Origin of the sequence: Actinacidiphila rubida (assembly GCF_900110255.1) — a bacterium.
In the GTDB taxonomy this organism is placed as follows: domain Bacteria; phylum Actinomycetota; class Actinomycetes; order Streptomycetales; family Streptomycetaceae; genus Actinacidiphila; species Actinacidiphila rubida.
The window spans coordinates 69,550-93,320 of record NZ_FODD01000015.1 but is presented as its reverse complement, the minus strand read 5'-3'; the positions used below and the strand labels follow the sequence as shown (position 1 = coordinate 93,320).

General features: G+C 66.0%; 25 protein-coding genes and 1 pseudogene. 6 read left to right on the top strand and 20 right to left on the bottom strand.

Annotated features, from left to right (window positions below; all coding sequences use genetic code 11):
- Positions 1-497: 497 nt before the first annotated feature.
- The 3 genes from BMW99_RS16655 to BMW99_RS16645 form a co-directional block, all read right to left on the bottom strand.
- Positions 498-3,236, bottom strand: a complete 2,739-nt coding sequence (locus BMW99_RS16655; protein ID WP_176735498.1) for a bifunctional DNA primase/polymerase — start codon at positions 3,234-3,236, stop codon at positions 498-500.
- 337 nt (positions 3,237-3,573) lie between these two features.
- Complete coding sequence (locus BMW99_RS41340) at positions 3,574-3,795, bottom strand: helix-turn-helix domain-containing protein (RefSeq protein ID WP_075017040.1); 222 nt, start codon at positions 3,793-3,795, stop codon at positions 3,574-3,576.
- 208 nt (positions 3,796-4,003) lie between these two features.
- Positions 4,004-5,176, bottom strand: coding sequence for a hypothetical protein (locus BMW99_RS16645; RefSeq protein WP_069463815.1), 1,173 nt, complete (start codon positions 5,174-5,176; stop codon positions 4,004-4,006).
- Between the two features lie 221 nt (positions 5,177-5,397).
- On the opposite strand from BMW99_RS16645, the gene BMW99_RS41335 reads away from it, so the two are divergent.
- Positions 5,398-5,562: a hypothetical protein gene (locus BMW99_RS41335; RefSeq protein ID WP_176735497.1), complete on the top strand. Its 165-nt coding sequence runs from the start codon at positions 5,398-5,400 to the stop codon at positions 5,560-5,562.
- Positions 5,563-5,607: 45 nt separating this feature from the next.
- Here BMW99_RS41335 and BMW99_RS16640 read toward each other — a convergent pair whose 3' ends face one another.
- The 4 genes from BMW99_RS16640 to BMW99_RS16625 all read right to left on the bottom strand — a co-directional run bounded on the left by BMW99_RS16640 (position 5,608) and on the right by BMW99_RS16625 (position 8,907).
- Entirely contained in the window at positions 5,608-5,874 is a 267-nt protein-coding gene (locus BMW99_RS16640; protein ID WP_069463814.1) for a hypothetical protein, read from the bottom strand.
- A 66-nt stretch (positions 5,875-5,940) separates the two neighbouring features.
- Positions 5,941-6,888 (bottom strand): restriction endonuclease, encoded by a 948-nt coding sequence (locus BMW99_RS16635; RefSeq protein WP_069463813.1) that lies wholly within the window; start codon positions 6,886-6,888, stop codon positions 5,941-5,943.
- Positions 6,889-7,155: 267 nt separating this feature from the next.
- Positions 7,156-7,569 (bottom strand): pyrophosphohydrolase domain-containing protein, encoded by a 414-nt coding sequence (locus BMW99_RS16630; RefSeq protein WP_069463816.1) that lies wholly within the window; start codon positions 7,567-7,569, stop codon positions 7,156-7,158.
- A 78-nt stretch (positions 7,570-7,647) separates the two neighbouring features.
- Complete coding sequence (locus BMW99_RS16625; RefSeq protein ID WP_069463812.1) at positions 7,648-8,907, bottom strand: PIN domain-containing protein; 1,260 nt, start codon at positions 8,905-8,907, stop codon at positions 7,648-7,650.
- A 177-nt stretch (positions 8,908-9,084) separates the two neighbouring features.
- On the opposite strand from BMW99_RS16625, the gene BMW99_RS16620 reads away from it, so the two are divergent.
- Entirely contained in the window at positions 9,085-9,753 is a 669-nt protein-coding gene (locus tag BMW99_RS16620) for a hypothetical protein (protein ID WP_069463811.1), read from the top strand.
- 101 nt (positions 9,754-9,854) lie between these two features.
- On the opposite strand, the gene BMW99_RS43080 is transcribed toward BMW99_RS16620, so the two are convergent.
- Positions 9,855-10,541, bottom strand: a complete 687-nt coding sequence (locus tag BMW99_RS43080) for an HNH endonuclease (protein ID WP_407640299.1) — start codon at positions 10,539-10,541, stop codon at positions 9,855-9,857.
- A gap of 546 nt (positions 10,542-11,087) precedes the next feature.
- Between BMW99_RS43080 and BMW99_RS16610 the strand changes: the two genes are divergently transcribed.
- The 3 genes from BMW99_RS16610 (at position 11,088) to BMW99_RS16600 (ending at position 13,925) form a co-directional block, all read left to right on the top strand.
- Positions 11,088-11,696: a hypothetical protein gene (locus BMW99_RS16610; protein WP_176735495.1), complete on the top strand. Its 609-nt coding sequence runs from the start codon at positions 11,088-11,090 to the stop codon at positions 11,694-11,696.
- Positions 11,696-13,132 carry a hypothetical protein gene (locus BMW99_RS16605; RefSeq protein WP_069463809.1) on the top strand — a complete coding sequence of 479 codons (1,437 nt, stop codon included), beginning with the start codon at positions 11,696-11,698 and terminating at the stop codon, positions 13,130-13,132. The genes BMW99_RS16610 and BMW99_RS16605 overlap by 1 nt, the downstream gene beginning before the upstream one ends.
- A gap of 118 nt (positions 13,133-13,250) precedes the next feature.
- On the top strand, positions 13,251-13,925 hold the full coding sequence (locus tag BMW99_RS16600; protein WP_069463808.1) for a hypothetical protein: 675 nt from the start codon (positions 13,251-13,253) through the stop codon (positions 13,923-13,925).
- On the opposite strand, the gene BMW99_RS16595 is transcribed toward BMW99_RS16600, so the two are convergent.
- The 6 genes from BMW99_RS16595 to BMW99_RS16565 form a co-directional block, all read right to left on the bottom strand.
- Positions 13,898-14,170, bottom strand: coding sequence for a DUF7848 domain-containing protein (locus tag BMW99_RS16595; protein ID WP_069463807.1), 273 nt, complete (start codon positions 14,168-14,170; stop codon positions 13,898-13,900). The genes BMW99_RS16600 and BMW99_RS16595 overlap by 28 nt on opposite strands.
- On the bottom strand, positions 14,167-14,397 hold the full coding sequence (locus BMW99_RS16590) for a hypothetical protein (RefSeq protein WP_069463806.1): 231 nt from the start codon (positions 14,395-14,397) through the stop codon (positions 14,167-14,169). Before BMW99_RS16590 ends, BMW99_RS16595 begins: the two co-directional genes overlap by 4 nt.
- Positions 14,398-14,491: 94 nt before the next feature.
- Positions 14,492-15,340 (bottom strand): helix-turn-helix domain-containing protein, encoded by an 849-nt coding sequence (locus BMW99_RS16585; protein WP_069463805.1) that lies wholly within the window; start codon positions 15,338-15,340, stop codon positions 14,492-14,494.
- 14 nt (positions 15,341-15,354) lie between these two features.
- Positions 15,355-15,879 (bottom strand): DUF6879 family protein, encoded by a 525-nt coding sequence (locus BMW99_RS16580; protein WP_069463804.1) that lies wholly within the window; start codon positions 15,877-15,879, stop codon positions 15,355-15,357.
- Positions 15,851-16,093: a hypothetical protein gene (locus BMW99_RS16575; protein WP_069463803.1), complete on the bottom strand. Its 243-nt coding sequence runs from the start codon at positions 16,091-16,093 to the stop codon at positions 15,851-15,853. Before BMW99_RS16575 ends, BMW99_RS16580 begins: the two co-directional genes overlap by 29 nt.
- Before the next feature lie 808 nt (positions 16,094-16,901).
- Complete coding sequence (locus BMW99_RS16565) at positions 16,902-17,474, bottom strand: hypothetical protein (RefSeq protein WP_069463801.1); 573 nt, start codon at positions 17,472-17,474, stop codon at positions 16,902-16,904.
- Positions 17,475-17,583: 109 nt separating this feature from the next.
- Here BMW99_RS16565 and BMW99_RS16560 point away from each other — a divergent pair, with 109 nt between their 5' ends.
- Positions 17,584-17,949, top strand: a complete 366-nt coding sequence (locus BMW99_RS16560; RefSeq protein ID WP_176735494.1) for a hypothetical protein — start codon at positions 17,584-17,586, stop codon at positions 17,947-17,949.
- Between the two features lie 126 nt (positions 17,950-18,075).
- Here BMW99_RS16560 and BMW99_RS16555 read toward each other — a convergent pair whose 3' ends face one another.
- The 6 genes and pseudogenes from BMW99_RS16555 to BMW99_RS16530 form a co-directional block, all read right to left on the bottom strand.
- A complete protein-coding gene (locus BMW99_RS16555) occupies positions 18,076-19,185 on the bottom strand; it encodes a hypothetical protein (protein ID WP_141726151.1) in 1,110 nt (369 codons plus the stop codon).
- Between the two features lie 62 nt (positions 19,186-19,247).
- Entirely contained in the window at positions 19,248-19,976 is a 729-nt protein-coding gene (locus tag BMW99_RS16550; protein ID WP_069463798.1) for a hypothetical protein, read from the bottom strand.
- A gap of 108 nt (positions 19,977-20,084) precedes the next feature.
- A complete protein-coding gene (locus BMW99_RS16545) occupies positions 20,085-20,702 on the bottom strand; it encodes a TRADD-N-associated membrane domain-containing protein (RefSeq protein ID WP_069463797.1) in 618 nt (205 codons plus the stop codon).
- Positions 20,703-20,837: 135 nt separating this feature from the next.
- Positions 20,838-21,716: pseudogene (locus tag BMW99_RS16540) on the bottom strand (DNA-processing protein DprA); the annotation flags it as partial.
- The gene (locus BMW99_RS16535; protein ID WP_069463795.1) at positions 21,713-23,338 is read right to left on the bottom strand and encodes a YifB family Mg chelatase-like AAA ATPase; all 1,626 of its coding nucleotides are present in this window, start codon (positions 23,336-23,338) and stop codon (positions 21,713-21,715) included. The pseudogene BMW99_RS16540 and the gene BMW99_RS16535, both read right to left, overlap by 4 nt.
- On the bottom strand, positions 23,338-23,700 hold the full coding sequence (locus BMW99_RS16530) for a YraN family protein (protein WP_069463794.1): 363 nt from the start codon (positions 23,698-23,700) through the stop codon (positions 23,338-23,340). The genes BMW99_RS16535 and BMW99_RS16530 overlap by 1 nt, the downstream gene beginning before the upstream one ends.
- Positions 23,701-23,771: the final 71 nt, after the last annotated feature.

Below are 23,771 nucleotides of genomic sequence, written 5' to 3'. Positions count from 1 at the left end.
ATGCGGGGCTCTTCTTGCCCTTCCGGGGTTCTCGTGGCGGCGGTATGGCCGCTCGGATGGCCCACGCCACGCCCGCCGCTATCACGGGGCTGAACTGCTCCATTCCATGCCCGCCTTGATCAGTTATTGGTCTGTTCTCCGGGGTGTTGTACTGGTGATGGAACGGGGAACGGGCTCCGGCGGAGAGACGCGCCCCCTCCGGCCCCCGGGGGGGGTAGGGGGGATCCCCCCTCCCCCCTACAAAAAGAGATCTTTCTTCTGGCCCGTTCCCCCGTTCCATGGGGGTCTTCATATGCTCTGACCGGCCAGGCTGATAGAACGGGCACCCCCGTTCTATGCCCGTTCCGTGGCCCGTTCCGCCCGTTCCTGGGGGGTGTTTGGGGGAATTTTTGGGGCTGGCTTGTTCGGGTATTTTTCCGGTTGTGAGTTGGCTTTGTTTCTGGTGGATGGAACGGGCGCAGAACGGGCCCAGAACGGCCGCCGGAACGGGCGCCACGTCAGGCCCGTTCCACTGCCGTGCTCTGCGCGGGGTTCAGCTTGTTGCCGCCGCTGACCTTCTCGTCGGTGCCCTCGCCGATCCCCAGCTCGTCAAGCAGGCGGGCGGAAATGGCATCCGGCAGCCGCTGGTAACGCGGGCGAGGCCGGGACTTACCGTTCTCAGCGACCGTGCTGGTCACGTACGCCTGGATCCAGTCGACGTTTCGATCTCCGGAGCTTTCGCCCTTCATTTCAGGGAGACGCTTTGCCTGCTCTGCAAGAGCCGACTTGGTCTCGGTCCTCGGGTCGAGCTTGTTGCCCGCATATCTCTCCCACCAGGCCGCGAGGTTGCCGACGTTCACCCACACCCGGCTGGGAGCGTCAACACCTTCGCTGGGAGCCGGGGCCACCAGTACCGGGGAGACCACCCCGTAGTGCGGGGTCTGGTTGATTCGGATCGGCAGGGCAGGAGCGCCAAGGGCCATGAGGGCGGCCGGGATCAGCTTCATAGTGAGGGCGTTCTCGTTGCCGGTGTCCACCTGGCTGGAGACCCACGCGTCTACACGCTCGACGTGGCTCGGGTCGTCGGTGACGTCGGACAGGATGCGCGCCCCCACACGGAGGATGGCCATCTTGTCGTGGTGCCGACCGCTGCTCTTGCGTAGCTTGGTGAACTCCGACAGCCGCTCCTCGGCCGCCTTGAGGATCATCTGCACAAGGGTCCCGGCGTAGATCGTCAGACCGTGCTCCCCGGAGTACCGGTTCCTCAGGTCCACGATGTCGTCCCATTGGGGCTTGGTCGGGTCGTGCAGGCTCATCCGGCCCTTAGGGTTGGGGAGCGAGGCTGACACGATCCGGTCGTTCATGGCCTTGTCGTCGAGGAGGCTGGACCCCTCCATCGAGATCCAGACCGGGGCGAGCAGCTTCGACCGCACGGTCGACGTCCGGTCCTCGCCCTTCTTGTCCACCGCCCCCTCAGCAGTGGCCTGCCTCAGGACCTCCTTGACGTGCTCGATGTCGTCGGCGTCGTCCACGTGCACCGGGGCACCTCGATGGGCGGTCAGGGAGTCCCGAATCGATGCGCGGGTCCCGATGCTCCCTTCCTTCGCGCGGTTGCCGAACAGCTGCTTAATCAGCTGCGCGAAGCCCGTGGTCTTGCCGGACTCGCTGGCTGCCTGAACCAGGAAGATCGGGAACATCGAGGTCCGCTGCATGAGCTGGCCCTTGACCACGCCCGCGGCGAGCCACGAGGTGAACACCGACGTGAACTCCTCGTCGTGGAAGGTCAGCACTTCCCGCAGGACCTCCCTCGTCTCCTCCTCGGTCTTGTCGAACCCGTAGAAGTGATCGACCAGTTTGCTGACGGCCAGGTGCTTGGCGGGCCGGACACCGGCCTTCCGGTTGACCCCGTTCCTGGTGATGGCGCCCTCGTACGTGATGAACGCCTTCGCGGTGTCGTCCCAGCCGAGGTGACTGATCACCCGGCACTCGACCGGGTTCTGGGATCGCAGCAGCTTCATCAGCCGCACGCCCGGCTTCCCGCGCTGGGCCCGGTCATCGCTGAAGATGAGAGAGCACTGATAACCCATAGCCCACCCGCTCAAGGTGGCCGTGCTGTTAAGGACCTCGGCCGGCAACTCGACGTCGCGGAAGGTCTTGCCGTCGTCCCGGATCAGGTCGACGGTCCAGACGGTCCTGCCGTCGGCAGAGCTAACGCTGGTGGCCTGGACCTGGAAGTCGGAGAATGGGACGATCTCCGACTCCGGTCCCCTCTTGCCCATGTAGTCCCGGCGGGTCTCGTACCCGAAGTGACCACGTCGGGGCTGCAGGTACCCGGTCCGCTCGGTCATCCCGGATTCCTGCTTCTCGGACTCCTTCGCCCACATTCGCTGGAGTTGATCGGCGACGACCTGATCGGGCTGCGGGTTGTCAGAAGCCCGCTCGTAGTTCAGGACGAGAGCCATAGCAACCTCGAATGGCACGCCGGACCTGACGAACATCTCGGCCGCGCCGCCCGCGACCGACAGGCTGTTGCCGTTACCGCGACCGGTCGCTGAGGGCTTGACGAGGGCGTTGATGTACCAGGGCTTTTCGGGGTCCACGTCGTGAGGGATCGAGGGAACGTCCGGAAGGTTCTTCGTCTTGGGCTGATCCTTGGCGCGCTGCTGGAGGCCGTCAATCCACGGCTGAGGCAGTTCTGGGAACTCATCGACTCGCGGCACCCTGTCCGCCTCTACACCCGACGGCGTGTACCACTTCTCGGTCATAGTGGCCTTCGAGGCGTCGTCGACTGACACCACGGACGGCCACGCCACGATGAAGCGGTACTCGTGGTGAATGATGTCGACGTGTGATCCATCACCGTTCAGGTGAGAGGGCCAGCGCAGTCCAGGCGGCACCTGAAACAGCAGCTTTCCCGACGGGTTGTCAGCGCCCCGCTTGGTCCCTCGCCAGGTCGCCGGAAGCGGCCCCCATTCGGCCTCAGCCTTCGCAACCTCATCGGCGCCCTTCTTGTCACCGTAGTGATCAATGTCGATGGCGATGACGTTCTCAGGCAGCCGGAGCCCGATGTTGGTGGAACTCTCATGGCTCCAACCATGAAGGCGGCTGTCCTCGGGCCAGACTCCGGAGTGTTTTTCGCCTGTGAACCCGGTGGGGACTGGGATCTTGGCGTGCTTGGGCAGCCGCAGCGTTCCGAGCCACCCGGCGTCTCGATACTGGGCGAATGACTGGGCGAACGGACCCTTGCTCGGTGCCATTGCGCACCCCGGGCGGTCGCATTGAGCCCTGGATTGTCCGGGGATCACCGCTGTGGTTTCCTGGTGGAGGATCATAGAGAGCCTTTCGTTTGTTCCTTTGCTTGCGGTGGGTTGCTCTCGCGGTTTCTTCGGTTGTGCAGGTCTCCTTTCCAGTGTTCCGGCGTCGGGGTGGTAGCCGACGCCAAATTCCTTGAGACAAGCCCTCGGTTCGCCTGGCCGCGACGGGGGGCTTCGTCATGTCGGCGTTATTGGGCCTGGCCTTTGCGAGGGCCGAACAGGAGTCGGAGCAGCCGCCTGTACTCGGCGGGCGTCATCGGGCGCGCGTCGTTGAGAACCATCACTTGGTCACCTCGACACGCTCGATAAGCTCGGTGTACTCAACGCCGAGGGCATCTGCCAGGCGACCGATGCTGATGAGGTCTGGCGACTTAACGCCATAGAGCCAGTGATTCACGAGGCTGACAGACCGCCCGAGTCGCGCGGCCAGCTCCTTACGGCTGACCCCTCGACTCACCTGGGCCTGCTTCATGGCCGCGCGGCTGAATTGCAGAGTGGGCATTGTGGTGATCCTCCGGTGAGTGTTACCGTCACCGGCCTCGGATTCCGCTGCCCAATACCCGCCCATGGGGCGAGGCGGGTGGCTGCACCCTGCTGCCGTACCACCCCATGAAACTATGCTGCCCGGGGGTGCCACAAGTCTTACCCCGTTGGGCCGTTCTGCCGTTGGGCTGTTAGCACGACGGGCCTGAGGCATCCTGACTGTTGGACTAGAAGGGCGGAACATCCTTCATATCACGAAAGACCTGCGATTCCTCTTGCAGTCCCCGACGGCCCAGCTCGTCGGCAGTCAGCAGGCGCCTTTCGGGAGCCACGCCAAAAACGATGCGCACGAGGTGATGGCGCTTAACCTCACTAGAGAACCGCGAGGTGCGCAATTCTCGCAGTACCTCTGCGATGTGATAGTCACTACCCTTACCCACAGCCGCGAGCACGGCGTCACCGTCGGGCGTTCCCGGCCCGCCGAATTCGCCAACAAGGCGTATAACTACAGCAGTTCGGTACCGGCCAATCTCACGAACGATTCGATTGGAGTCGTTCAGCAAAGTAGCGCTTCGAAATGCGTTGACAACCGGAACACAGTCCTTGCGCAATCCCCTTATATACACACCGACATCCTTGCCGGAAATGAACGAGATCAGACGCTGGGCTAGGTCGTGGCCATCAAAATACTCTTCCGCCGCCCTTCGCAGCGCCACAACCAAAGAAGGAAGCTTCTCGGCACTTTGGTTTTTCGAAACCCAATAAAGGAGGCTCGTCAAGACGGGGTCATCCTTGTTGTCTCCGACGGCTTCAATCAAGGGAACAAGCTCACGGACCGGCTTCTCGGATGCCCATTGCACGAAGGGCGTGTATGCCATGCCCGCCGTGGAAAGAGCACTGAACACCTGAGGCAGCCACTCCGTCAAAGGCTTTCCAGAACGGCCTTCGATGAGCTCTACTACGTCGTCCATTCCGGCGTTGCGGAGTGGCTCTATGATCTCTGGCGGCAGATTCCACAGCCACTCGGGCGGGCTGAGGTCCGGCTTTTCCACTAGGAAGGAAGGAACTGGGATAAAGGGCGGCGCGGGAGTCGCCACCTCGACCGTCGCAGGCGCCTGCGTGGGCTCAAGGCGTCCACGCCACAGAGCCTGGTCGAGGTCTTCGCTGGACAGGCTGATGCCATGGGCACGGGCGTAGTCAGCGCACGCCTGGACGAGCGCCAGGAGCTGGGGCAGCTTCAGCGGGCTCTTGCCGTTCAGCTTGTCGTGGATCGTCGAGCTGCTGAGGCGACGGCGGGGGCCTTGCTGCTCGGTAAGGCGCTCCAGCTCGCGGACCGAGGGGTTACCAGCCCGGACGCGCAGCCGGCGCAGGTGCTCGGTCAGGTCTTCCGCAGACAACAAGCCTCCTTCGCAGGCTGGGCAGGGTCCGCGGGCGTCCGGGACTGTCCGGGGCCGTCCAGAACTGTCCGGCCGTGCCCATCAGGGTAGGCGTCGCCACGGACAAACGTCCGGCTTTCCCCGGGTCCGTCCATGATCCTCGCCATTCGGCGCCCGGACAGCTTCTCTGGAGTCAACGCCCCGGAGTGGCCTGGGCGTTGAACAGGAAGGTCCCGAGAACACCGATGAACGCCCAGCCCCCGCGCAGCGCCCCGACGACCTGGCCCTACGTCGCCCTCGTCGTGCTGCTGTCCGCCATCGGCAACAACTGGTCCCCCTCGGGGGTCCGCACTCTCGGCTACACCCTGGTCGCCCTCGTGGCGGTGGGATACGCCGTCCGCGACCGGTGACACCGCGCGGGGGTGGTCCGACGCTCGGACCACCCCCGCGGTCAATCAGATAATCCACCACCTGGCGCGCTCACGACGGCGCATCTCTTGCCTGATCTCATCGCGAGACCGACCCGCACGTTCCAAGCGGCGGCGTACAGCTTCATCGGCCCGTTCCGCCAGATAGTCAGAGATGACCCAGTAGAGGAAGGCCACACAGACCAAGATTGAGAAAGTGACCATGGAGTCGTTGATGATGCGTTGCCACTGAAGGTGCCAGACAACCTTTAGGGGAATCGCTGTGAGGAGATTGACGGCCAGCCCGATCCCCACGCCCTCGATCCAACGTCCAGCACGACCAGACACAGTCCCCCCATTCTTTGAACGCTGAGCGTGGTGCTAGAGGTGCATCTGCGTCGCCGGGAAGTAGCAGTCCCCCGTGCGGTTGGCGTGCTCCGACTTCCGAGCGAGCAGCTCGTCCATGCGGATGCGTCCATCCAGCACGCAGAACAGGTCGCCACCGTCCATCGTGACGAAGGATGTGGCCTGGCGGAACAAGTCCTTGCCGCCCTCGGAGAACCCGTTGACGCTGACGAACAGGCCCAAGGCGTTCTTGCCCTTGAACCGGACCTTTCCGTCGAAGTCGCGGAGGTGCTTGGCCTCGACCGTGCCGGCCAGCCACTTCGCTTCAACGATGTAGTGGTTAGTGTCGTGGTAGATCGAGCCGTCGATCTGCTCCCCGCTGAGGCTGTACGCCAGCGTCGGCTGAAGGTCAAAAAGGGTGAAGAGCCGGTGCAGGAAGCCCTCGAACTCGATCCCCGCTCGCTGCCGATCGGTCATGCCGTGGAGACTCAGGAACTCCTGCCGCAGCTCGTCGAGCACCTCGCTGAAGCCGCGGGTCTTCGCCACCTGGTCGCGGTGGGCGGCCAGCTCGGCGGAGAACTTCTCCCGCTCCTCCGCGATCTCGGCGTGACGCCCTGCCCACTTCTGCAGGTTGGCCACGGCGTCACGCGCCTGGGTCAACAGGTCCTCGGCGTCCACCTGCTTGGTGAGGTTCGGAAACGTGTCGAGCTTCGAGATGTCGGTCATCATCTCGACCGTCAGCTCACGGTACCGCTTCTCCTCGGCCATCAGCAGGCTGACCAGCTGGTTCGAGGTCTCGCGCTTCGTGACGCCGTTGGAGAAGTCGAGCCGAGCGAACAGCTCGGGGTGGTCACGTAGGCGACGACGGATGTCCTGCTGGTAGGCGTTCCTGTTCCAATTGATCGTGGTCAGCGCCTCGACCAGAGCCCCGTATGCGTCCGGGTGGATCTTCTTGCCGGTCAGACCGGACTGCACATCTGTCATGGCTCGCCTACCTTCAGACGCCCCGACGGCCGCACTGCCGTCTCCCTGATAGCCCATCAGAGTGTATCGGGCGAGAGCGGCATCACAGACCCTTCAACCCACAGTGGACCTATGGCCACAGGTGGGCACGAGCTGGCTCTCCGCCAGCCCGCCGCGACGCGCGGAGGGGGTGCCCGCAAGCTCTTGTACGGCCCGGGCACCCCAGGCGCGGCCCTGCCGCGAGAGGTCGCGGCCGGGCCTACGGAGCGTCAGCGTTCTGGCCGGCGGTCAGCCCGGGTCGGGCGGTGTCCAGCCCTGGCGCCGGAGCACCGCCGCAACGTCCGGCGCCTCGAAGTGGTCGCCTTTGAGGATCTTCCCGTCGTCGCGGCGTGCGACCTGGCCGTCGGGCCCCACCTTGGTCATGTTGGAGCGGTGGATCTCGGCGATCACCGTGTCCAGGTCGATGCCGTGTACCAGGGCCGTGCCGTACGCGACGTAAACGACGTCGGCCAGCTCGCGTGCCAGCTGATCAAGCGGCCCAGTCACCGAGACCTCGGCGACCTCCGCAGCCTCCTCGGCGAGCAGCTCCCAGCGGTGTGCGCCGACGTCGGCCGACACCTCCGTCGGCGTGCTGCGGGCGTCGAGCCCGAAAACATGGTGAAACTCACGGACCAACCCTGCGGGCGACGGCGTACCACTCATGCCGCCCACCGTAACGCCCATCTATGACAGGGGACTTCCCCTACCACTCGACTGATGAACGTTGCATGAGGGCAACAGCTACGCCTCGTCCTCCGGACTACGAGGCGAAGGCCATTCGAGCTCCACAGGTGACCACTCCCGCTCGCGAGCCCGCTCGGACCAGACAGCGTGGAGTAGGTGGTTGCGGAGGTTCGACTCCGCTGCCGTCTCTCTGGCTCGCTCGGCAACGTGCAAGTCGAGGTCCTCTGGCAGGTAGGTGGGCGGCAGAGTCGCCCACTCAGCAAAGGTCGGCGCCTGCGGGGGTGAGTACCTGAGCACAGTCGGGGACCCACCCCGCTGTGTGGGACTGAAGAGGATGCGCGTCTCCCAAGCAGTACCGCATCGCAGCAGTCCTTGCCTATTGAAGGCCACCCCCGACAAGAACCAACGCACAGTTGCGATGCACCACTGATGATCTCCGATGCGATACGCCTTCTGCTCTCGGACAGAGTCCAGAGTCGCGGTCGGCTGGAACAACCAGCCCCAAGACTCATCGACCGTCGGCGTGACCGACGGGTCCGGTTCAGCGTCAAGCTCGTCGATCGGGGTAGTGAGGGCTTGCAACCTAAACCCGGGTCGGCGCTTTCGGCCGGGACCCATCACCTTCCATGCGCGAAGAGACACGGCCCGTTCGCCCCCGGGGGTCGACAGAACCGTGCGGACATCGTCCTCATCTACTTCGGCTTTTGTGGTGAAGTGGTCGACAAGCTCTTCCAGGCTCGTCAGATGCACGAACCTATCTTCAAGGCCGCGCAAGTCCTGACTCATTGGCGAGGGGTAGGCGTCGCCTCTGCCGAAGTCCTTCCAGTTCTTACTTACGAAGTAGACCTTCTCTCGTGGGTGCTCTCGCGCATACTCGACCGCCGTGAGCCAGATCGCCGCGTCCCTCCCGCCGGTCTTCACGGCGTCGCCGCCTGCCGTCACGGTCACCGCCTTACACGGGGGCAGCTGGTTGGCCTCTCGGAACAGCGCTTCACGCAGGGCCGTGTCACTGGTCGGCAGCACGTCGACGACCTCCTGATACCTCCGTCGCCAGTGCCTCAGGAACGGCTCGATGTCGAGCGGGGGTATACGTGTCGTATGTCCGTCCGGTGTCGCCCTCCGCAGGCGTTCAAGCGCATCCACGGCCGCCTGATGCTTCTCCCGGTACGGCACCGCGCGATGTGACACCAGCTCCTCCAGCACGACCCACGGCACGGCAACGGTGTCCACTCGTGCCCTACTGAACGTCTGCAGAAGGTCGGTGCTGACGCTGTCCAGCGCGAAGCTGTGCAGGATGTTGGTGTCCAGGATGATCAAGGCAGGCGGCTCCGTCCTACTGGGTGATCTCGTCGCATAGCGTGCCAGGGAGTCCCGCTCCGCGTACCGGTTTTGTGGACGCCCGCAGCGGCCGACGACGCCGAGGCTCGTCCGGCGTGGTGAGTGGAGACAGTGGGTAGCCTCGGCGCAGCCCAACTCACGCGCCGGGGGGACCCGATGGCCGCACGTGCCACCGCTGCTGTTGCTTTGACCGCGATCCTCGCGCTGGCTGGATGCCGCGCCACAACGACGTCATCGAGTCCCGACGGCACCGCCCACGGAGCGCCGGCTGAAGCAACCACCAGCCCGGCAACAACCTCGACGGCGGGCGGTCACCTGGAGGTGGGTCCCGGCCCGCAGGCGCACTACACCGTGCAGGCGCAGCCCGCCGCAGGCTCCTGTCACTACCGCTACGAGAACGGACAGCCGCTGCCTGACCTCAAGTGCACGCCAGGCGCGATCTCACCAGCCGTGACACAAGCGTCCATCACCACCACTATCTGCAAGACCGGATACACGGCCACCATCCGGCCGTCGTCCTACGTGACGGGCAAGGAGAAGACCGCCAACGCGGCCTCCTACGGCTACACCGGCCGGATGGGCGACGCCGAGTACGACCACCAGATCAGCCTCGAACTGGGTGGCGACCCGAACGATCCGCGGAACCTATGGGTGGAACCTCCCTCACCTGGACACAAGGCCGGCTCGGGGCCGAACAACGACAAGGACAAGATCGAGAACCGCCTGCACACTGCGGTGTGCGCGCACACCGTCACCCTCGCCCGGGCCCAGTCCGCGATCGCAATCGACTGGACGACCGCACTCGCAAGCTTGGGGCTGTCTTAGCCACAGCGAGGATGCGGCGCGCACTTCGGGTCCGACGGTGCGTTCTCAGGTCGGCGGGACGGCGACCCTGGCCGCTGCGATCCTCGCCAATCGAGCGCGAGTTATACACTCAAGCTCTCTAGCTCGGAGAGCTGTCGCTTATATTCGGCAGCGACCTTCTCGGACCTGCGCACCGCGTGAAATACCCTCGCTTGGTCCCAATCGATCAACAACCGGTCACTCTTACTTGCGTTGCAGAATCGGCAGGCTGGGACCAGGTTAGACGGATGCTCCCATCCCCCGTGACTGGCCAGTGAGCGGACGTGGTCCACCTCCGTGGCTGGCTCGCCGCAGTAGACGCAGGGGCCCTCGCTCCTGATTCTCTCGTACTCTGCAGCCGAGACCGGTCCAGCCACCTGTGCAGCCAGTTTGCGAGCCCGGTAGGCGTTTCCATTGGCTCTGGCGATGGCGGACCGTACGTCGGCTGGAATTTGCCGCCACCAACAAGGACCGCATCTGGTCGTCCGTCCCCAAAAAGTACCTCCACAGTCGGGGCACTGGCGGTCGGACTTGCGACAGTCGTTGCAGAGGCTTCGGTCACCCCAGTAGATGGCGCTGCAGTCCTTCGCGGCGCATTCCCTTTCGACCGTCCGGCAGGCCACGCAAAGGAGCGTGGTACCTCTGTAGACGCTCTCGCAGCCGTTCCGCTGGCACCGCCTCTCGACAGCACGGTGGTCCCAGCAGCGCGACTGGGTTCCGCGATAGCGCGTGGTACAGCCCCGCTCCACGCACTCACGCTCAACAGACATGCACGGGCGACAGTTCAAGGCGTTGCCGTGGTAGACGTTCCCGCAGCCTTCGGTGGTGCACTCGCGCCAGGTTTCCCTGCACCTGGAGCAGAAGCGGTTGGACGCCCTGAAGCGGTGATGACATTGATCCGCTGCACACTCACGTTCGGGGTACCGGTGCTTGGAGCAGAAGCGGCTGCCGGCCGACCAGAACTCAGCCCCGCAGTCCGCCTCCGAGCAGTTCACCCACTTCGCCCGGTGGCGTGTGCAGAAGCGGTTCGTCGCAGTGTATGTGCGCTCGCAAGTTGGTTCTTCGCAGGTGCGCTCTCGCGGTGCCATGGCCCCCCCGGCTCGTCGTTGAGAGGAGCGTAGAGGCGGGGTACGACAGCGCGCCGTTAGCCGGCCAGGGGGAGCTCCGACGTACACCCGGCATAGGTGCGTCCACGCCCGTGTCAGGTGACCGTCCGAGTCAACCGCGACGGCGTACTTCAGGCCAACGTGTGCCTTCTCGTAACCAGTGGCAACTAACCAGCTACGAAAGTCGGCTTCCGCCGTTACCATCGCGGCATGCCAGGGGAAGCGATGCACATCAAGGGGGCGGAAGGTGCAAGACGGGCAAAGCAGTGGCTTGACGCTACCACTCGGGTTCGCAGCTCCTGGACCAACGAAGACTCGGTGATGGCCTCGCGCCTGGAGTTCAACTGGCCCCATGGCGAACAGCAGCCGTATTCATTCGACGTCGGCGGGATCCTCAGCGGCGGAGAATTCGAGGGACACTTCTTCGTGGCCGAGTGTAAGAACTATGACTCGGCGAGCGACCAGGGGATGCACTACGACGACTGGGTAGCTAAATGTTACCTGACTCGCCGGGACCACGGGCGGCTCGCCGACCACTTCATGTGGATCACCTGGCACCCATTCCGTCAAAACACTTGGAAAGAGCTTCGCACGTCCGACGCGGTAACTAAGGGCCTTCTCAATCCTCGCAACTTGAAAAGGGTCTTTGATACCGAAGACGAAGACCAAGCTAAACAACTGATCGACCAGCAGCTTGTCACGGACGTCTCCGAACGCCTCTGGCTCATCGTTCTCGACAAGAAGCAAGAGAAGCTTGTGATCACGCCGCAGCATCGCGCACTCATCGTTGCGCACCAGATCGAGAGGGGAGAGTTCTGATGAGTGAATACTCTGTCGCCATCTCCAATCTCATGGGAGACAACCCGGCGCGCAATGTGGAGTCGATCAAGAGGGCGGTGATCGCCAACTTTCGATCGTCCGATGAGGCGGTACGCATCGAGTCGACCGAATACTTTAACCACACCTACGCGCCGGACCTGGTGCTCCGATGGGATGGGAGCGAGGAGGAACGGCAGGTCTTCCTTAGAACCAACACGAATCCGCAGTACCTCAGGGAGGACGTTGAGGTCATCTCGGAGCGACAGCCCATCTTGATGCCACTGGCTCCGCTGCGAGATCGAACTCACGCTTTCGAGCTGGAGCGGGAGTCAGCGAACGCGAGGACACTTGTCGCCGACCCGGACAGCCTCACGACCCTGTCCGCAGATCGACGTGACCGCCCAGTCGTGGGCTTGTTGTCCCGTGCCGTGCTGCAAGGCGGCAAGGGCGTAGTGGATCAGGAACGGGCCCGGTCGACTAGTTACACCGTAGAACTGGGTTTCGCCGGAGCTCAGCGTGCGGAGGTCGACAAGACGCGGGATGCCGTGCAGGCAGCGGAGTCACTGCTGGACCCATCTCACGCCGACCAACTCACTCGATTGTTGCACGCCGTATGGCTGGGCTCGGGCGCTTCCCCAGCAAGCTTCCCCGGTGCGACAGACGTCAGGGCCGACCTGGACGCCGCTGGCCTCCAACTACTACTCGAAATTGCCCGTACCGACGATAACGAGTTCTGGAGCCGCATCGGCCGTGGCGTCACGCTTGGCCGGCTGTGTGAGCTTAACGTCCCCGCCAGCTCGGAGAACTTGCAGAGACTCCTGAACCTGAACCTCGACTGGTTCAGGGCGAAGAGCTGTTTGGTGTCTGATACGGCCCTGACACATGAGTACGGGTCCGAGCCACGCTGGTTCACACAGGCTGGGCTGTTGGGTTTCACCACGGACCGGTACCAAACGTTCTTCTCAACAGGGCCAATCTCCTCGTTGCCCTCCCTGGAGCACGAAGAGATCGAGGAAGTGGACCTGGCTGAACTGCTCGACAGAGCCGATGCCGCCGGGGTAAGGATCAGCGAGCTGGTCATCGAGTCCGCCGCGGGCGGTCAGATCGAGTACACGGCACCGCAATACTCGTCCCTCGGACGTGAAGAGATCCTGGGCGACCTGCGAGGCGCACTCGGGCGACGATCTTCGGTCAAATCGGTAGCCATAGCTGTAGGCGGCGGCAGTCGGCATATTTGGTGTGACCTGATCAAGCGGGCCGCATCTGGGCGCACGACGGCCACCTTCCACCTTTCAGAGTTCATGGCCAGCGCGCTCCCGATGTTGACTTTCCTCCGGCGGAGTGAATACGCACAGATCACGCGACTCACCGAGCCCCTGGATCTGCCGCCTCTCACGCTGCGTTGGACGGAGGGGGACGCCGACGCGGAGGAGTGATGAGGCGGTCGCGTCACCGCTGCATGTGCTGGACGATCTGACGCGGTCGGCCTATGCGACGAGCATGACGTCACGGTTACCCGAGGCCAGTGTCAGACCCTCGACCTAGCCTGACGGAATGGACGCCGCAACGGTCATCGCCCTTGGTCTCTCGGGGGCAAGCACAGCAGCCGCTTCGTGGGCACTGGTGTACGGGCACGTTCAGGCCCGGAGTTCCGTCACCGCCATCGCTCAGGCCGACAAGGCGCAGCGGGAACAGAATGAGCCGCAGGTCGTGGTGGACATCCGGCCGCGGCACCCCACGTCACCTCTCCTGGTTCTCACTGTCGAGAACATCGGCCCCACGGTGGCTCGCGATGTTGGTATCACGTTCGACCCTCCACTTCGCTCGACCAATCCCGAGCGGGAGGAGACGCTGGCCCGAGTCGTGGGCCGGACCATTCCGTCGCTGCCTCCGAAGCGCTGCCTGATGTACATGGTCGACGTCTCGCATACCTTCTTCAATGCCGGGCTACCGACTGCGTACACGGCGACAGTCAATTGCACCGGCCCGTTCGGACCGGTCGAGCAGGCCCGGTATGTGATCGACCTGGCCGTTCTGGCCGAGAGCGTCTTCGCCAGCGAATCCGTTGAGGCCCGGCTGGGCAAGGTGGTGGATGCCATCGAGGAGGCGGCCAAGACGCAGAGCGCGCAGGCTGCGGCACTCAAGGGCATCGAGAAGCTGATGCATGACAGGTGGAACCGGGTCGCCCCGGAACTCCCGCCTCAGCAGGAAGAGCCGCCCACCGTGTAGGTCTTCCAGTAGCGGTGGACCTGCTCACGGAAGGCCGTGTGCTCCGGGTTGCGGCCAGAGTGGCGCAGGGCCCAGTCCTGCACGTCGGCGAAGTCCTCGGAGGCAGGCGACAGCGCCTTGGCGTCGTACGCGCCGTACAGGATGGCGCAGGCAACACACTCCATCTGGAACGTGATCGGCGGAGTGGACTCGTCGTCGTCGGGCACGATCCGCCAGTCCACATAGCGCAGCACGGTGCGGCTCACATCGCCTCCCGGATCCGGTGCGAGGTGTTCGCCGTCGCCGCCCGAGCGCTGAGCGACTCCGCCGCAGTGGCCGGCCGAAGGTCCGAGCGTTGCGCGACCCAGATGCGACCGGTCTCGATGGGCCGTAGCTGGACGAGTTCACCGAGCATGTCGATGATCTCGCCCATGCGGCTGATCCGCTCGTCGTAGGCCGTGTTCCCGACCGTCAAGGTCTCGTCGTTGGCCATGGGTGCCCCTCGCGTCCGCGCCTGGTCCGTCTGATTCGACGGTAGGCAGCGGGCTGAAACACCATCAATTCCCTTCTACAGTTTTCTATGCGACTTACGCGAGAGAGTGAACCGCAGCCGTGATCAGGTCTCGCGCCTCGGCGCCGAAGACGGCTTGAGCGCTCAGCTCCCGGTGGGCGGTGACGTACTGTTCGACCTCGGTGGGAGCCATCACCTTGACCGCGGCGGTCAGCAGCTCGACGTGGACTCTCGCGTCGTCGAACACGTTGAAGGTCTCTAGCGGCCAGATCTGCCGTTCAGCGGCGAACGGGATCACGCCCAGGCTGACCGATGGCAGCGACATCAGGGTGAGCAAGTAGCCGAGCTGGCCGGCCATCGCCTCCGCATCACCAACGCGGTATCGCAGCACCGACTCCTCCACCAGGATCGCGAACCGGTGATTGCCGACGAAGAGCACCCGCGACCGTTCCATCCGGGCAGCCACCGCGTCGTCCACATCGTCGGGCGTCTTGTGGAAGCGGGAGATCTGACGCAGCAGCGCCGTGGCGTACGACGGCGTCTGGAGCAGCCCGGGGATCACGTTCGAGCAGTAGACCCGGAAGTTGCGCGTGCGCTGGTACAGCTCGCCGCGCTTCTGCTGGAGCTGCAGAAGTCCGCTTCGCTGGACGCGCCGCCACTCGACGTACAGCGAGTCCGCGGCCTGGGCGGATGCGACGAGGTTGTCAGCCTCGCGCCGGACCCCGCATGCCTCGCACCAGGCCCGGATGTCCGAGGACGATGGCGGGGTGGTCGCGTGCTCGATCCGGCTGACCTTCGACGGGTACCACCCCAGCCGACTGGCGAGCTGCGTCGCCGACAGCTCGGCGTCCGTGCGGATCTCACGCAGGCGGGCGGCGAGCTGTCGGCGGGCAGCCTGGACGGCTGACGATGGGGACTCGGTCATCGTGGTTCAGTTGATCAGATCGTGTACTGGTCGTGCGGCGTAGCCCGGTCCCAGACAGCCTCGAACGAGTCGGACACCGCCTTGATGAGTTGCAGGTCGTCGCTCAGTGTGTGGCCGACGAACGCGCCGTCGCCCGAGAATAGGCCGAACCGGATCAACCGGTCGTCGAACAGCCATAGGTCGTTGCCCGGCAGCAACAGGTCCGAGGCCAGGCAGCGCGGCAGCCACCTCACCTGCTCCCCCGCCATGACGTTCTGGAACGTGCACGAGTGCTCGTACCGGATGTACTCGGTGACCGGCTCCGAGACGACCCGGGCCCGCCGGACGACGACGCCCCGCGCCACCGCCTTGGCCACGCTGTCGTGGAATACGTTCCACCACTGCGCGCGATTGTCGAGGCTGTGCCGATGGCCCGCCCGCCAGGCGGCGAAGTCCGCGTCCTCGTCAGCCACGCCGTAGACGTCACGCATCTCCAGGTGGACGGCCGAGGTCTGGCACTGGGCGAGCAGGTCAGCGAAGGGCGGGACCGTCTGCGACATCACATGCCTCCCTGATCGCGGCGACCATCCGGGCCGGCAGCCGGACCACAGACTCGGTGTCCGGGATGCCGCCGGTCTCCAGACACTCGCGCTCCGTCTCCTCGTCGACGTTCCAGCCCTGGACGACGAGGTCGTTCGTCTTGGCGTCCACCCACACCGTGGGGCAGTTGTCACCGTTGGTGTTCGGGTCTTTAGCGATGAACCGTAGCGTCATGGCCTTCCCTACTCCCTCTGGTTTCTACAGACTTCTACGACCTTCACCCACCAGGTGATGCACCGTCAATACCACACGCAAATGGGCCTGTTGCTCGCGCACTCGGCTAGTCGTTGCTAGGTCGCACCTGGACTCGACGACGCCCAGGCTGCGCTACGATGTGCCCGTCGGCTGAAAAGTCGACACCTCTGGAGGACAGGCTGAAAAGTCGCTCCGGAGACTGGGCTTCCCCTATCTGACCGGTCGCTGATCAATTGAGGCTGATCGCGCCCGTTGACGCAGGTCAAGGCGAGGGGGGCAACCCTCCTGAACCGCAACTTTTAGCTGCACGTCGGCTGGCTTGTGTCAGTTGACGCCCGAGAACATCTTCGCGTTGCGTCCGCGTAGGTGTCTCGGTCCGAACCGTAAGGGCTCGGATCGAGGCTGCCTACGCACCCGATCTGACCCATGACAGGGAAGGTCAGAATCGGTGGACGGCACCGCCATCATCATCATTCTCGCCATCGCTGGCGTGGCCTCAGTGCTGCTCTTCGCGATCAAGGGCGTGCTGGACCAGGTCCCGGACGTCATAGCGTCCGCCAGTCGGGCACGCGACGCTTGGCACCGATTCCGCAGGGCTGAGACGCCGCCAACACCCCCGGACGGCCCGGCGCACCCGCCCTGCGAGTAGCCTCCGTGGATTCTGGCCCCCGGGCACAAGGGCCCATCCAGTTTGCCCCGAGCCCGGCGTCGATGCAGTGGCCCCGTACCCTAAGGGCACCGGGCCGCATGCCTGCGACTGAGCCCGCTGTTGCCCCGAAGCAGGGCTTCAGCCGACAGCCTCAGCTCTGGGAATGGCGTCATCGCTCATCCAGTCCAGGAACCCTCGCAGCGCAGGGATCAGCTCCTCACCGGCGCATTCTCCGCTCGCGAAAACCCAGGTTCGGCGATACGTCGGACCAGCCTCTTCGGCGTCGGCCGGTGGTGGCGGGGCGCTGAAGGTGTATCGTTCCGGCCCCTCTTCGTCCCCGACGAAATCAGTATGTGACTTTGTGATCACTGTCGCATCGTAGGCAGACGCTTTCACCATCGGCACATCGGAGACAAGGACCTCGTGCTTGACCCGCGCCTCCTCCCCCCCTTCATGGAGGACCAGATCCCTCGCATCTTTGACGCACTTGAACCGATGGTCCGCGCTGCTCTTCTTCCACCACTGATCGAATGTTTCCGTCCGCCCCAACTTCTTGGACTCGAAGTCAATCGTGTGACCGACTCTGCGAACCACGGCGATGGCTCCGACGAAGGAATCTTGGAACTCCTCTTGATCGTCGGTGAGCTCCTCCAGGATCTCCAAGTACTTCTCCGCCAACGCGAGCGCCTTGCGACTCTTCTCCAGCCTCATGGGTGTAGTCCAGCATCTCCGGGCTGATATTGCCTCCGTGGCACCCGTCCGGCGACACGGCGTTTGCCGGAGGACTGCTCTGTCAGTGCCTGATGGCACCATCTGCCGCATGGCGACAGAGGGCAGCGACGAAGTCCGGGTGGTCGAGGCATTTCAGAGATGGCTCGTGGCCGAGGGCTGGACGCTCGTCAAGAAGACCGACAAGGACGCCGACGTCGAAGCCGTACGGATCGATCAGCGACTGATCGGCGAGGCGAAGGGCCGCACCTCGGAGAGAGGCACCGACGCCGACATTGCTTATGGTCAACTGCTGCGCCGCATGACGTTCGACGAGCCGACTATCAGGTACGCCGTGATCGTGCCGACCTCGTCGGTCTGGCACGCCGAGCGCGTGCCTGCCAGCGTCCGGCGCCTCCTGCGGATCGACCTGTACGAGGTCACGGACGACGGCCAGGTGCGCCCGCGCACCGCGTAGCCACAGCGGGCCTCCGTGGCCCCTCCCGCGACCTCTGGGCACTATCTATCCGGCGCCAGCTACCCCCACGCTCGGCTACGAGACCGTCCGCAGCCAGCGGAGGGCCATCGTGGCGCGCTCGTCGCGTTACAGGGCGTCGATGACCTCGCGAAGCAACGCGTTCAACCACGCGCGAGGCGGGACGTCCTCCATCGTGATGAGGTCCTGGCTCTTGCGAATCTGGCGGTGCATCACGTCGTCGCCCTGAGCCTTAAAGTCCCTGAGCTTGAGGACATACTTCCTGTCCGTCTGCTTCCACGCGTAGTTGCTCGCCACCTGCTCGAAGGTGATCTTCGGTAGCCCCTCCGTGTTGAAGATCGGCGGCACGTGGTCGAGCACCGCCCTCAACAGTGCGTGGCACGCATACGGATGCTCGTCAGCAAAGTTGGTGTTGAGTTCGCGCAGCAGGCCGACCAGCTTGCCCAGGCCCCAGGAGGTGGAATCGTTCTTGGCCTCCAGCTCGTCGATGAGCGACTCATTCACGTATTGCGGGGCGGGGGCCGGAGCGGGGTCGGACGTTGAACTTGCCCACACCGACTGCGCGGGAACCTGCCCGTACATGGGGGCTGGGGTGTACACCTGCTGCGCCTCGGCCAACCACGCCTCGATCTGCGAGACGTACGCCTGGAGGTCCCTCACATCCGCATAGTCGGCGATCTCAGGTCGGATGCCTCGCGACCAGCCCCCGTCCGCAGAGCCTCCCCGAAACCCTCCGCCCCAGGTGGCCGGCTCATGAGCAAGGAGGTCCGGGAGCCAGCTCATAAACGTGTCGCTGATCGACGGAAGGGCATGCCTGACCGCATTAGGGCTAATGCGCACCTCGGTGACCGTGGACGACGAGATGGGCGCGTTGTGCTCCATCTCCACCATCACGCCCAGGACCAAGAGGAACGGGCTGCTCACAGAGGCCGAGAAGCGGGGAAGGTGCAGTCCTGCCGCCACCGTGAGGTTGGGTCGGCTCTCATCGGGCAGGAAGACGCGATCATGCTGAACCAGGCCGTACGTCGACCCGATGTTGCCTTGCGCGCCTAGCTTCGGCAGGGACGTGAGGACCGAGGCTGCGTTGATCTTCTCCCGACGCAGCGTTCGCCGTACGAAGTCCCAAGTCGGCCACTCGTTGTCCCTGAGAAACGCATCGGACATCACTTCGAGCAGACGCTGCTGGTCTGGGCTGAGGGGAGCGGACAGGTCGGTCACGGCACTTCCGATCGGGATGGTTCGTTGCGTGTCAGGGAACTCAAGGACCACCAGAGCGGGCTTCACTCGCTGGAGGCGAGGCCGTTCGCTGCGCCGATCCGGTCCAGCTCGTCGGTCCATGGGGAACCGTTCATCAGCTCGTTGAACGCCGCCATGCCGAAGTACATGAAGAAGAAAGCGATGTACGGCGACATCTCCATGGGGTCGCCCTCGATCCCGTAGGTGGGCTCCGCGAGCAGCTCCAGCTTGTCGAGGGTGTCCTTGTAGAAGCACCCGGCCGCAGTGAGTGTCGCGTGGGAGAGCTGGGTCTCGCTGACCCATGACTGGAACAGGCCGCCCCCAAGCCGCTCCAACAGGTTCTTCATGTTGTTGAACTGGTCGGTGGTGCCGCTAGGGATGACAGCATCACGCACAGCGTCGGCGGCCTCAGCGTCGTACTGGTACTCCCCGGCGTCCGCCGCCTCACGCAGCTTGGAGTGCGCATATTGGTGCGCCTTGTTCATCGACTCGACGGCGGCGTCGCCATCGCGCACGAGCCACTGGAGCTTGGCCACGTACTCGACCATGAGCCGGCGGTTCGGCGCGGCCTCGTGCGCCAAGCCGTTGTGGTGGAGGACAACCACTGCGGCGGCCTGCCGGTGGAGTGCCGCGAGGAAGCCCCAGCCGACCTGGAATGGTCGCAGCGCCTCGGGGGCGGGAGCATGGTCGGAGGCTCCGCTAAGCATGAGCTTGGTCAGTGCTTCGAGGCCAGGTATGGCCTTGGCGTTGAACGCGTCGACATCGATCGTCACGCACCGATTGTCCTACTTGCCAAGTCCGCTCTGCACCAGATTTCTGAGACGCGGTCAGGTGACCTCATGCTCGTCCATAGAGGCCCAGCGTGGCTACCCGGGCGAGGCTCAGTCGCCGGACTCGATCTGAGGCGGGTCGTCGTCGCGGGTGAGGAACACACGGTTGGCGGCGTCCTCAGGAGCCGGAGCCAACCCCAGCTCCCGCATGGCAGTCATCGACCGGAGCCGATCACGAAGTGCGGGGTTCTCGATCTCGCGAATTAGGGCAAGCGTCTCTTCGCGGCTGTGGTCAAGCTGAAGCTCCTGGCTCACCCGGAGCGCCTCGTCGGTCAGGCGCTTGTGTGACCGTTTCGACTGGAGGGCGAACGCACCCCCACAGGTCCCCACCAGCACGCCTCCCAGGGCCGTAGACGGCCCGACAGCGCCGCCGTGGTTGAGCAGGGCCAGGAGCCCACCGCAGAGCACGATGGCCGCTCCAGCGGTCATACAGACCCTGCTCAGCAACGAGACGCTCTTAGCTTCGCTCAACGCCAGCGCACGAACTGCGGCGAGGAAGTCCTCGCGAGGATCGCGTCTGGCCTGGTGGCCGCTCCCAATCGACCCGATATTCACGCTGGCGCCGCCCGTGACCACGATCCCACGGTTGTTGAAGGAAATCCTGCGAATAGTCTCCTGACCAGAGTCCTCCAGTTGGCCTTCCTCGTCCCCGGCAATCTCGTCTGCCATGAGCGCCCCCTCCTCCCGAAACAGGCTGGTCGCTACGGCGAGCCTGGATAGCTTCAACCGTAGCGACCGGTCCGACGGGGCGTCAGGGGACTACGCGACGAGGTCCATCCGGAATCGGATGGACCTCGTCGGCATAGGCGTGGGAACGCCCATGGTGACGCGGCCGAGCGCCGCCGCCCTGCGGGCGGTGATCAGCGAGCCGCTGCGGTGGCGGGCCTCGACGACCACGGTGCCGCGGGTCAGTGCGGCGATGAGACGGTTGCGGAGCACGAACCGGCTGCGGGTCGGATGCTCCCCGGGCGCCAACTCGCCGACCAGCAGGCCGTGTTCGGCGATGCTCGCGATGAGCGTGGCGTTGCCGGGCGGATAGGGCCGGTCGACGCCGCCGGCGACCACGCCGACCGTCGCGCCGCCGGCCGCGAGCGCGGCGCGCTGCGCGGCGCCGTCCACTCCGTAGGCGGCTCCGGACACCACGACCCAGCCGGCCGCCGCCAGACCGGAGCCCAGCAGCGCGGCCATGTGCGCGCCGTAGTCCGTGCAGGCGCGCGCCCCCACCACGGCGACCGAGCGCAGCGCCCACATCCGCAACGAGGGCCCGCCGCGGACCCACAGCCCGTACGGGCGCTGGTCGCCGAGGTCGTCCAGTTGCGCCGGCCAGTCGCCGTCGCCCGGGCAGACGAACCGGCCGCCGTCACGGAGGGCCGCCGCGAGGTCGGCCACCGGGTCGGCGCGCGGGGCGCGCAGCCGGTAGCCCTCGGTCCGCCGCGGGCTCGCGGCGGCCAGTTTCCGGCCCTCCCGTGCCGCAGCCACCGCCTCCTCGGCGCCGGTCTCGCGCACCGCTCGGCCCATCACCGCGTCCCCGGGGTCGGCGATCCGCGTGAGGGCGACCCGCGCGAGCCGCTCCTCCCAGCAGGCGGCCGCCTCCAGTCCGTCCCGGCCCGCGCCTCCGCCGCGGGCGTAGTAGCGCCGCAACTCCTCCACCACGGCCTCCCCCGCCGGGCCCGGCGGGCTCATGAGGTGCCCGCCAGGGTCGCGCCGCGGCTGAACCCGCTGCGGAGCTGGAGGGCGCGCAGGACGTCGTCGGGGTCCGGCCGGACGTGGCCGGCGAGGTCGGCGAGGGTCCAGGCGACCCGCAGCACGCGGTCCAGGCCGCGGGCGGTGAGCAGGCCGCGTTCCATGTCGCGTTCGGCGGCGTGCAGGGCACCGGGCGCGACCTGCCAGCGGGTGCGGATCTCGTGACCGGGCACCTCGCTGTTCATCCGCCAGGGCGTGTCCTGGTAGCGGGCGGCGGCCCGCTCCCGCGCCTGCAGGACGCGAGCGGCGACCTCCGCGCTCGACTCGCCCCTGCCGTGGCCGATCAGGTCGCTGCGGCTGACCGCGTCGACCTCGACCCGCAGGTCGACGCGGTCGAGCAGCGGGCCCGACAGCCGCGCCTGGTAGCGGCGCACAGCCATCGGCGAGCAGTCGCAGCCGCCCAGGAGCGAGAAGCGGCCGCAGGGGCAGGGGTTGGCGGCCATCACCAGCATGAAGCGCGCGGGCAGCCGCATCACCCCTCCCGTGCGCGCCACCACCACGTGCCCGGACTCCAGAGGCTGCCGCAGCGCGTCCAGCGAGCGGACGCTGAACTCCGGTGCCTCGTCCAGGAAGAGCACCCCCCGGTGGGCCAGGGAGACCGCGCCCGGCCTCGGCAGTCCACTGCCGCCGCCGACGAGCGAGGGCATGGTCGCGGAGTGGTGCGGCGCACAGTAGGGCGGGGCGTCGACCAGTGGGCGGCCGGGTGGCAGGATCCCGGCGACCGAGTGGACCGCGGTGACTTCCAGGGACTCCTGACGGGTGAGCGGCGGCAGGATGCCCGGCAGACGCTCGGCGAGCATCGTCTTGCCCGCGCCCGGCGGGCCCTTGAGGTACAGGTGGTGACCGCCGGCCGCGGCCGCCTCCAGGGCCAGGCGGGCGGCCGGCTGGCCCGCGACGTCGGCCAGGTCGCGGCGGTCGGCCGCGGCCGAGTCCCCGCCCAGGGTGCTGGCGAGCCCGTCCCCGGTGCCGCCGGGCAGGGTGAGACCGGCGAGCATCGGATCGGGCCGGCCCTCCAGTTCGAGCCGGTCCTCGTCCTCCTCGGGGACGGGCTCGTCGTTGAGCACGGCGACCAGCTGGCGCAGCGAGCGGATGCCGAGCACGGACACGCCGGGGACCAGCGATGCCTCGGCGGTGGTGCGCTCGGGCACCACCACGTGCCGGTAGCCGGCGTCGGCGGCGGCCAGGACCGCGGGCAGCACCCCGCGCACCGGCCGCACCCGGCCGTCCAGACCCAGCTCGCCGATCATCATCAGGTCGGCGATGGAGGACGGTGCGATCCGTTCGTTCGCGGCGAGCACGGCGCAGGCGACGGCCAGGTCGAATCCGGAGCCGCCCTTGGGGACGGAGGCCGGGCTGAGCCCGACGGTGAGTTTCTTCTGCGGCCAGGTCTCGCCGCTGTTGACGATGGCGGCGCGGACCCGGTCCCGGCTCTCGGTGAGGCTCTTGTCGGGCAGGCCGACCAGGGTGAAGGCGGCCAGCCCCGGTTCCAGATCGGCCTGGACCTCCACCACCACGCCCTCGACACCGACCAGCGCGACCGAGCAGGTGCGGGCGAAGCCCATCACGCCACCCCCCGGGCGTGCTCGACGCGCGCGGCGCCGCGTGCGGGCAGGGTGACCCCGACGACGTCGATGCGGACGCCGCCCGGTGGCGCGCCGCCGTGTTCCGCGGTCCAGCGTTCGGCCAGTACGCGCAGCCTGGCCACCTTGGCGGGCGTCAGGGCGGCCATGGGCGCCTGGAAGGGGCCCTCGCGCCGGGTCTTGACCTCGCACACCACCAGGGCGTCCCCGTCGGCAGCAAGGATGTCGATCTCGCCGCGCCGGCCGCACCGCCAGTTCCTGGCCAGGACGTCGAGACCGGCCTCGCGCAGCATCCGGGCCGCGACGTCCTCGCCGTAGCGCCCGAGCGCACCCTGTCCGTTCATGGCGGACCACCTCCGTCACTCTCCGTGAAATCACCGTGATCTCACTGTGACAGAGGGGTCCGCCCTCGCGA